This is a genomic window from Ornithinibacillus halophilus (assembly GCF_900129485.1).
GTDB classification, from domain to species: domain Bacteria; phylum Bacillota; class Bacilli; order Bacillales; family Amphibacillaceae; genus Ornithinibacillus; species Ornithinibacillus halophilus.
Genome location: NZ_FQVW01000072.1, coordinates 1 through 10,355, shown reverse-complemented (window position 1 = coordinate 10,355; position 10,355 = coordinate 1). Strand labels below are relative to the sequence as shown.

At 37.1% G+C, this 10,355-nt stretch carries 8 protein-coding genes; 2 read left to right on the top strand and 6 right to left on the bottom strand.

Going from position 1 to position 10,355, the window contains the following annotated elements; all coding sequences use genetic code 11:
• Positions 1–184: hypothetical protein (locus BUB12_RS18145; RefSeq protein WP_234982744.1), on the top strand; the 184-nt coding region annotated here is incomplete at its 5' end.
• A gap of 591 nt (positions 185–775) precedes the next feature.
• Here BUB12_RS18145 and bshB2 read toward each other — a convergent pair.
• The 5 genes from bshB2 to BUB12_RS16460 all read right to left on the bottom strand — a co-directional run bounded on the left by bshB2 (position 776) and on the right by BUB12_RS16460 (position 8,196).
• Complete coding sequence (gene bshB2 / locus BUB12_RS16480) at positions 776–1,447, bottom strand: bacillithiol biosynthesis deacetylase BshB2 (protein ID WP_072892005.1); 672 nt, start codon at positions 1,445–1,447, stop codon at positions 776–778.
• Between the two features lie 24 nt (positions 1,448–1,471).
• A complete protein-coding gene (locus tag BUB12_RS16475; RefSeq protein ID WP_072892004.1) occupies positions 1,472–1,825 on the bottom strand; it encodes a YojF family protein in 354 nt (117 codons plus the stop codon).
• Positions 1,826–1,971: 146 nt separating this feature from the next.
• Entirely contained in the window at positions 1,972–4,848 is a 2,877-nt protein-coding gene (gene uvrA, locus BUB12_RS16470) for an excinuclease ABC subunit UvrA (protein WP_072892003.1), read from the bottom strand.
• A gap of 7 nt (positions 4,849–4,855) precedes the next feature.
• Entirely contained in the window at positions 4,856–6,844 is a 1,989-nt protein-coding gene (gene uvrB, locus BUB12_RS16465; protein WP_072892002.1) for an excinuclease ABC subunit UvrB, read from the bottom strand.
• A 173-nt stretch (positions 6,845–7,017) separates the two neighbouring features.
• Positions 7,018–8,196 carry an MGDG synthase family glycosyltransferase gene (locus tag BUB12_RS16460; RefSeq protein ID WP_234982743.1) on the bottom strand — a complete coding sequence of 393 codons (1,179 nt, stop codon included), beginning with the start codon at positions 8,194–8,196 and terminating at the stop codon, positions 7,018–7,020.
• Between the two features lie 33 nt (positions 8,197–8,229).
• On the opposite strand from BUB12_RS16460, the gene BUB12_RS16455 reads away from it, so the two are divergent.
• A complete protein-coding gene (locus tag BUB12_RS16455; RefSeq protein ID WP_072892001.1) occupies positions 8,230–9,060 on the top strand; it encodes a metallophosphoesterase in 831 nt (276 codons plus the stop codon).
• Between the two features lie 2 nt (positions 9,061–9,062).
• On the opposite strand, the gene BUB12_RS16450 is transcribed toward BUB12_RS16455, so the two are convergent.
• Positions 9,063–9,605 (bottom strand): YkoP family protein, encoded by a 543-nt coding sequence (locus BUB12_RS16450; protein WP_072892000.1) that lies wholly within the window; start codon positions 9,603–9,605, stop codon positions 9,063–9,065.
• Between the last annotated feature and the right edge of the window lie 750 nt (positions 9,606–10,355).

Sequence of the window (10,355 nt, the reverse complement as noted above, 5' to 3'; positions counted from 1 at the left end):
AATCCGACTCGTACCGAATTCAGCTGTTTTTCGAACATTTAAAGGAACCACGATTCATCCAAAACACTCGATGAATCCTCTTTCCGTTATTCCTACTAAAACACCCTATTTTCGATGTGACACGGTTCCTCGTTCCGTTATTCACCCTTTTCAACCTATAATTCTAGTGCTTTTACTAATATAACGGAACCAAAATCCAACACGAACCCAATTCAGCTGCTTTTCGAACATTTAAAGGAACCACGATTCATCAAAACTAAAACAAAAACTCCAATTTTCCTCTATGAAAAGAGGCTGGACATCTGCCTTTTACCTAGGTATTGAATTCCTAGATTTTCTAATAGACTCAGGTACATCTCTCGGAGCTTCAGACACGTGTTTCCCACAGACAAATGTTTTCGGTGGAGCAAGTAATCGCAGGCACAGTCCCAAGGAAAGCTACTGAAGAAAAACATCGTACTCAGAAAATGTATCTTAAAGAGTCGATTGCCATCCGCTCCAGTCAACAAACTATATTGCAATATTTTAAATTGATATTGTCGCCAAAACTAGCGAAGGAAATACACGCAGACTCCTGCGGGAGCAGAGGCATAGGTGAGACCCCACAGGGCGTAAAACGCCCGAGGAGGCTCACCAGCCGCCCGCGGAAAGCAAGTGTATTTTCCGTAGCGGTCGGATTCACGCCACCACTAAAAATCCACTCGTAACTTCAAAAAATCCGAACAAATTCTATTGTTCGGATTTGATACATCTAAAATATTTTTGTCTCATTCTATTAATCGTTATATTTCCAAATATAAAATTGCTCTTTACCTAAGCGTTTTTTGGCTTCTTCTTTTAGATCTTCTGATAGTTGACCATCTTGATTAAAATTCTTCAATATTCCACTTGCTTGTGATTGGTGACAAAGAATAGCATCCATCTTTTTATCAAATTCATCTGTAACATCATTGACAACGTCAGGAGAACCTAAGTCTTCAATATACGAATTCGTTATCGCTTGTGCCCAAACTGTAGGACGTTTTTCTGGTGACATTAAACGAACAGCTTCCACTGCTGCTGCACCTAGCGCATCATGATCTGGATGTACAGCATGGTCTGGAAAATGTGTAATGACAAGACTAGGATTAATTTCTTCTATAATTCCTTTTAAATGATTAGCCACTTCTTGGCGATCCTCATATTCAAGTGTTTTATCACGATAACCTAGCATTTTTAGCTCGATATCTAGAACATTACAAGCATTGATTAATTCTTCTTTGCGAATTTCTGGTAATGTTTCACGATTTGCAAACGTAGGGGAACCCATATTTCTACCCATTTCACCTAATGTTCCACAAAGGTATGTAACAGGTACTCCTTGTTCCCGGAATTTCGCAATCGTTCCAGCTGCACCAAATGACTCATCATCTGGATGTGGATATATTACTACAACATGTCTCTCCATCTATTTCACCTCTCATAAAATATATTAATAGCTAAACGGAGTTTCACTTATTTGTAATGCTACCATTAAACGTCCTTCTCGGTCGTGACCAGCTAATAGTAGTTTCGTATCTTCGTATAACTCCCAGTCCGTTAAACCTTCTGCGTAGATCCATCCTATATCCATTTTCAACCCGGCACGATAACTTTTTCCATCACCAACAATTTTTGCCTGGTTAAAGCTTACTTTTGCATTGCGAATATATACTCCAACATTATATGCCTTTTCATTAACATGACTTGCGTACGCACCATTAGTAGTTTCTAAATGAACATAAACTTCTTTCTTAACAAATGATTCCAAAAGTTCTTGTACCTTTTTCTTTTCAATTGGTTTCATCAACTTGCCCTCCCAACTTACTCTTAATATTTAGATTACCGGAATAGCGAGGCTTCGTCAAAGCATTAAACCTAGTGAATAACGTTAAAAAATACTCCGGACATAGATTACGATCCCTTGTGTCCGGAGTATGATTATGAATTTAGTTATTTTGCTGCTACCTGTTCTTTTTTAGCCAGTGCTTCTTCCGTGCGTTTTCGATCTCGTTCAATAATATCTTTTAAATATCTTCCTGTATGAGAAATTTCTTCTTGAGCGATATCCTCCGGAGTTCCTGTTGCAATGATTTGCCCACCACGGTCTCCACCCTCAGGACCAAGATCAATAATATGATCAGCAGTTTTAATAACGTCTAAATTATGCTCAATGATTAGTACTGTATCTCCGTTATCAACTAAACGATGTAAAACAGCTAATAATCGTTGAATATCATCAGCATGCAATCCTGTTGTTGGTTCATCTAAAATGTATAAGGATTTACCATTACTGCGACGGTGCAGCTCACTAGCTAATTTCACACGCTGAGCCTCTCCACCAGATAACGTAGTTGCTGGCTGACCTAATCTAACGTAACCAAGCCCAACATCATAAATGGTTTGGAGCTTGCGTTTAATCTTAGGGATATTAGAGAAGAAATCAAGTGCTTCTTCAATTGTAAGATCGAGAATATCAGCAATACTTTTCCCTTTATATTTCACTTCTACGGTTTCTCGATTGTAACGTCTCCCATGGCAAACCTCACATGGTACATAAACATCAGGTAGGAAATGCATCTCGATTTTTATAATTCCATCTCCACGACATGCTTCACAACGGCCACCCTTAACATTGAAGCTAAAACGACCTTTTTTATATCCTCGTACTTTTGCTTCATTTGTTTGGGCAAAAACATCACGAATATCATCAAAAACACCCGTATAGGTTGCAGGGTTCGACCTTGGTGTACGACCGATTGGAGATTGGTCGATATCAATTACTTTTTCAATATGTTCAATACCTTTAATTTCTTTATGCTTCCCTGGCTTAACCTTAGCTCGGTGTAAATTTTTAGACAGGTATTTATATAAAATTTCGTTAACCAATGTACTTTTTCCTGATCCAGAAACACCTGTAACAACGGTCATTAAACCAATAGGAATTTTGGCAGAGGCATTTTTTAGGTTATTTTCGGAAGCTCCAATTACTTCAATATAACGACCATCTGCTTCTCTTCGTTTGGCAGGTAGTGGGATATATTTTTTACCTGCTAAATACTGACCTGTTAGTGACTTTTTATTTTTCATCACCATTTTAGGTGTACCACTAGCTACAATTTGTCCACCATGTTCACCAGCACCAGGACCGATGTCAATCAGATAGTCCGCTGCAAGCATCGTATCTTCATCGTGTTCCACTACGATTAATGTGTTATCCAAATCACGCATTTTTTTCAACGTATCAATTAAACGATCATTATCACGTTGATGCAGTCCAATAGAAGGTTCATCAAGAACATACAGAACACCTGTAAGCGCAGAACCGATTTGTGTTGCTAAACGAATTCGCTGTGCTTCTCCACCTGATAATGTTCCAGCTGCACGTGATAAATTAAGATACTCTAAACCGACATTATTTAAAAACTCTAATCGATTATTGATCTCTTTTAAAATAAGATGAGCAATTTGTTTTTCTTTTTCTGTTAAGTCTAAAGCACTGAAAAATTCTTTTGCTTCTGTTACGGAATAATCCGTCACATGGCTAACATGTTTCCCATTAATTAAAACAGCAAGTGCCTCTTGTTTAAGACGATAACCTTTACAAGTTGGGCAATCCTTCTGTGCCATGTATTTTTCTAACGTTTCTCGTATAAAATCTGATGAGGTTTCTTTATATCGACGAGCAAGGTTGTTAACAACCCCTTCAAATTGAATCATATTATCATGGACTTTCCCAAAATCATTGACGTAATGAAAATGAATTTGTTCCCCATCACTACCATACAAAATCTTATCCAGCTGGTGTTTCGGTATATCTTTAATCGGAATATCCATATCAATGCCATAATGAGCACATACATTTTTTAATAATTGAGGATAATACTGTGAGCTAATCGGTTCCCAAGCTGCTATTGCATGTTCATTTAATGTTTTATTCCAATCCGGTATTACTAAGTCTAAATCAACTTCTAAATTGGTCCCTAGTCCATCACAAGTTGGACAAGCTCCAAAAGGACTATTAAATGAGAATAACCGTGGCTCTAAGTCACTAATTGAAAAACCACATATTGGGCATGCATGGTTTTCGCTAAATAATAATTCTTCTTCCCCGATTACATCGACAATGACATTTCCTTCTCCAAGGTTTAATGCTGTTTCTAAAGAATCACTTAAGCGACCGCTAATGCCATCCTTTACAATAATTCGGTCGATAACGACTTCAATGGAATGTTTTTTATTTTTATCAAGTTCAATCTCGTCCGTAATTTCTCGCATTTCTTTATCAACACGAACGCGCACGTAACCTTCTTGCTTAAGTTTATCAAAGACTTTTACATGCTGACCTTTACGCCCTGATACAACAGGAGCAAGGATTTGCATTTTAGTTCTCTCAGGATAATCCATAATTCGATCAACCATCTGTTGCACCGTCTGTGAGGAAATCTCAATCCCGTGTTTCGGACAAGTAGGTCTTCCAACACGAGCAAATAATAAACGTAAATAATCATAGATTTCCGTAACTGTCCCAACCGTTGAACGTGGATTTCTGCTTGTTGTTTTTTGATCGATTGAAATTGCTGGAGACAAGCCTTCTATCGTATCTACGTCTGGCTTATCCATTTGTCCTAAAAACTGCCTTGCATAAGCAGAGAGTGATTCGACATATCGTCGTTGGCCTTCTGCATAGATCGTATCAAAGGCAAGTGAAGACTTCCCTGACCCTGACAGCCCTGTGACGACAACAAGTTTATTTTTTGGAATATCTACATCAATATTTTTAAGATTATGTGCCCTTGCACCCTTAATTGTAATTGATTTACTAGCCATCAACTGGTCATCCTTCCGCTTTTAGTTCAAAAATAATATCACGAAGTTCAGCAGCTTTTTCAAAATCAAGCGCTTTTGCTGCTTCTCTCATTTCTTTTTCCATTTGTTCTAACACTTTTTCTTTTTCTTTCTTCGTTAGTTTTGCAATGCTCTTCGGCTGTTGTGCTTCGTCGTATACTTCATGATCCTCAGCAGCAACAGTTGCACGAATCACATCTCGAACTTCCTTCTTAATCGTCGTTGGCGTTATATTATGTTCCTCATTGTAGGCCATCTGCTTTTCACGACGACGGTTCGTTTCATCAATCGCAACCTGCATTGAATTCGTAATTTTATCGGCGTACATAATTACTTCACCATTCTCATTACGCGCAGCTCTTCCCATTGTCTGAATAAGAGAACGTTCTGAACGAAGAAAGCCTTCCTTATCAGCATCTAAAATAGCAACTAAAGAGACCTCAGGAATATCCAGACCCTCTCGCAATAAGTTAATACCGATTAAAACATCATATTTTCCAACTCGTAAATCCCGGATAATTTCAATTCGTTCAAGTGTTTTAATTTCTGAGTGTAAGTAAGCCACTTTAATTCCAATATCTTTTAAGTAATCGGTTAGATCCTCTGACATTTTCTTCGTTAACGTTGTCACAAGTACACGTTCATTTCGTTCCGTTCGTTTATTGATTTCACCAATTAAATCATCAATTTGCCCTTCAATTGGACGAACCTCTACCTTTGGATCCAATAAGCCAGTAGGACGAATAATCTGTTCTGTCATATCTGGAGTATGTTCCATCTCATATGGCCCAGGAGTGGCTGAAACATAGAGCAATTGATTCGTTTTCTTTTCAAATTCATCAAATTTTAACGGACGGTTGTCTAATGCAGATGGCAATCGAAATCCATGATCCACTAGAACTTGTTTCCTAGCTCTATCTCCATTATACATGCCACGGATTTGTGGTAAGGTCACGTGCGATTCATCCACTACCACTAAGTAATCATCAGGAAAGAAGTCTAGTAATGAATAAGGTGTTTCTCCTTCTTTACGGAATGTCAGGTGTCTTGAGTAGTTCTCGATACCTGAACAAAACCCCATCTCTTTCATCATTTCGAGATCATAATTCGTACGTTGCTCTAATCGCTGTGCTTCTAAAAGTCGATTATCATCACGTAACTCTTTCAGCCGATCTTCTAATTCTTTTTCTATATTCACAATTGCTTTTTTTAACTTTTCTTCACGGGTAACGAAGTGAGATGCTGGGAAAATAGCAATATGTTCACGGTCACCAATAATTTCACCTGTTAACGCATCCACTTCACGAATCCGGTCAATTTCATCACCAAAAAACTCAATACGGATACAATGTTCTTCGCGAGATGCCGGAATCACTTCTACCGAATCCCCTCGTACGCGAAATGTACCACGCTGAAAATCAATATCATTTCTTGCATATTGGATATCTACTAGGTCTCGTAATAATTGGTCGCGATCTTTCTCCATTCCCATTCTTAAGGAAAGAACTTGACTGCGGTATTCATCAGGAGAACCTAATCCATATATACAGGATACACTGGCAACGATTAGAACATCTCGACGTTCAAATAAAGAAGATGTTGCCGAGTGCCTTAATTTATCTATCTCATCATTAATGCTTGCATCTTTTTCAATAAAAGTATCCGTAGATGGAACGTAGGCCTCTGGTTGATAATAATCGTAATAACTAACAAAATACTCCACAGCATTGTTTGGAAAGAATTCCTTAAACTCACTATATAATTGACCAGCTAACGTTTTATTATGGGCAATCACTAAAGTTGGTCGATTGATTTCTTTAACAACATTCGATACGGTAAATGTTTTCCCAGTACCAGTAGCACCTAACAATGTCTGATGTCGCTGACCTGCTAAGACCCTTTCTACCAATTCTTTTATTGCTTTTGGTTGGTCTCCACGTGGCTCATAATTTGCAATTAATTCAAATGTATTCTCCACAAACCTTTCCTCCGTTCCTACTTTCTAACAATAGTTTAACATAGTAATAATTGTAACATAATACGAACGAACATTCGATTATTATGCATAGGAATTGCTAAAAGAATCCGAACGAATACGAATTACTACTTAGTGTAATAATTCACCGTCCGGATTTCAAAAATATGATTCAATTAACAGATTCTTGATAGTATGTATGGTATGGATTCGTTAACGAGATTTTCATGGTAAATTTGTAGTTTTTGTTCATATTGCTTTCTAGATTGAGCATTGGTTAGAAATGTTTTCACCTGTTGATCAATTGGGATACCATCCACTTCCAGTGGGATAACTAACCCTAGTTTTTTTAGCCGGTCTTCATTTACTTTCTCCTGTCCCGGCAATGCATGGCAAACAAAAATCGGTTTCTTTTTCATTAAACATTCACTAATTGTAACCCCGCCAGCTTTTGTTATCACAGCATCCACTTTATTATAAAGTTCATTCATTTCCCACTTGCTTTCAACATAAGAAATTGGATTAATATGGTTTACGTTTTTAGCATGTAATGTTTGATAAAGCTTTTCATTTTTCCCACATAAAATATAGTAATCAATGTCCTTACTTGCTTCCATTCTTGTTATCAGTTTCTCCATTCTTCCAACACCTAAACTCCCCCCGGTCACCAATATGGAATACCTTTTAGAATTTAGTTTCCTATTTTGTTCCATATGAAAGGCCTCATGAACCGGAATTCCTGTAATAAAAATCTTATTTTTTGCTACACCTAAATCCAATAAAAAATCCTTTACTTCTACTGTTGGAGCAAAATGATAATCAATGCCATCGATTCCCCAGACACGGTTAACAAAATAATCGGTATATACATTCACGACGATACTATCTAATTGTTTTTTCTTTTTAAGGACACTGGCCAAATTTGATGGGAGGGCATGGGTACAGAATAGGATGGTCGGACTTCTTTCTTGAAGCAATTTTTTGAAACTATAGCTAAACAACATTTCATATACATGCTGTCTTTTTCTTTTTGATAGATTTTTAACAGCGAGGTACCGATAGAGACCGTCATATGCTTGTGGCAAAGCGTTAATCCATTTTAAATACGTTCCTGACACAACACTTTCGATACGCCCAAAACTATACGATAAAATATCAATTTTCCTACAATTTAGAGGATGATCTGTTTTTTGTACGTATTCCATTAACGTATCAGCAACATGATGGTGTCCTGTTGGAATTTGCATAAAAGGTAAAAACAATGCTTCTCTTGTTGGATTTTCTTGCATAATATCAACTCCATCGTTGCCATTCTTAATCCCTTCAATTACCAGTGATACGTGTTGTGAAATCATGTTATAATCCTTTTCGGGGAGAGGATAGACACCATGACTTACATTCTAATAATAATAAGTATTGTCGTTCTTAGTTATTTACTATATATCGCCAATCAAAACACGAAAGATATAAAAATAAACAAGATTAGTATTCCTGCAAGTAATTCTACTAATAATCCTACCATTTCCATTTTGCACTTATCCGACTTACACCTTGAGAATATTTCAATCACACCAAATGAACTAGCCAATAAAATTAACAATCAAACATTTGATATCATTGCTTTAACAGGGGATTTTCTCGATCGAAAACGAACCATTCCTAAATTAGTACCTTATCTTGAAGTATTACAAAAATCTAATCCTAAATATGGCATCTATGCTGTTTTAGGTAATCATGATTATGTATTAAAAGGGAATAATTTAATTCAATTAAAACAAACATTATCGAACTATGATTGCCACGTGTTACAAAACGAAAGTAGAACAATTAAAGCTAATGGACAAACTGTCAATATAATCGGAATTGATGACTATAGCACCAATCGTAGTAATTTGGCATTATCTTACCAAAAAGTTAAAAGTGGATTGAATCTCGTACTAACACATGATCCAAATGTTGTACTTGAAATGAGTGATTATCATTTTGATTATTTACTTGCTGGTCATTTCCATGGTGGACAGATCTGTTATCCTAAAGCGTATCATCTAGTAAAAATGGGTACGTTAGCTAGAAAAAATATTATTAAAGGCTTACACATGCATAATAATAATCCTTTTTATATTAGTGAGGGCCTTGGCCAAACTGGTGTTAACATTCGTGTTGGTAGTCGACCAGAAATTACTTTTCATGATATTTCTTTAGAGAAAAAGAATGCTTAACTTCAATTTCTATGTCTTTCTAGAAGATTTTGTTTAGACATAAACAGATAGACAGGTTCTTCGTGTTTCGTGGCATTCGCAATCATATTAATTGGTAAGAATGTTGCCTTTTTATAAGTACGGTAAAATTCATTTTTGATGGAAAACACTTCAAAGCCGAGTTGCCTAGAACCTTTATGCAATGTTGTTATCCCAATGACCCCTTTAATATTTGGTCGTTTGGGATGCAACTCTACATATTTCGCTAAATAAGGCAACGATTTTTTTACCATATGATATATATAAACTGCTCGTTTCATATCACTCTTAATTGCCTGTAGTTTTTTTAATAACTTCACATTATGTAAATGAATTTTTAGTAGAATATCATTCTTTTGAATTATTGTTCCATCCTGTAATTTTACAGTTTCCCCTTTATAACGGGTAAGCCTTACACGAAACACACACTTGCTATTTTTATCCTCACCTGGCACATACCGTAATCGTGTTAGTGAATAATAAACCGGATCAATTACATTCCAAACTCCTAATAAATAGCTTTTCACGTTCAAGACCCTTTCCCTTTAGTAATTCATTTATAGTTTGTATGCAATTAATAAAAATATTAACTAATTTTAAATGGAAAATACTTACAACCTTTGTTAGTGCCAGTTCCTTAGTATCAAAAGACGCTTGTGCAAAACTAATTAAACGCACTCTAAGTACGAACAATTCTAGTTAAAAAAGTTTTTCAAAGAGTATGTTACTTTTTACAATTAATAGAAAACTCAAAATTAGAACTTAGTTGATTTCCACTGCTGGCAGTCGCTTTCCGCGGGCACGGCTTCAGTCTCCTCGGAAGAACCCCACTTCCTGCGGGGTCTTCAGACACGTGCTTTTCCCGCAGGAGTCGACTGCCATCCGCTCCAATCAACAATCTATATTGCAATATTTTAAAATTGATATTGATCAGCGAAGGAAATACACGAAGACTCCTCGGAAATAAAAAACAATTACCTTCGTGCGATGATTATGCTTTCAAAGCCCTTCTTGGGACTACGAGTACTAGCCCCACCGAAAACATTTGTCCTGCGGGAGCAGAGGCATCGGTGAGACCCCACGATGCGCTTGCGTCTACAAGCGATGCTACGAAGCTGGCTTCCTCAGCGCAAGGGTGCTAGGAAGCCTAGCCAAGTAGTTCCCTGGCTCACCAGCCGCCCGCGGCAAAGAAGACACTGAGAAAGCGATCGTAGGAAGCTTGAACAGATGTCGCACTTGTGCTGGAAGTGAAAGCGAAGTGTATTTTCCGTAGCGGT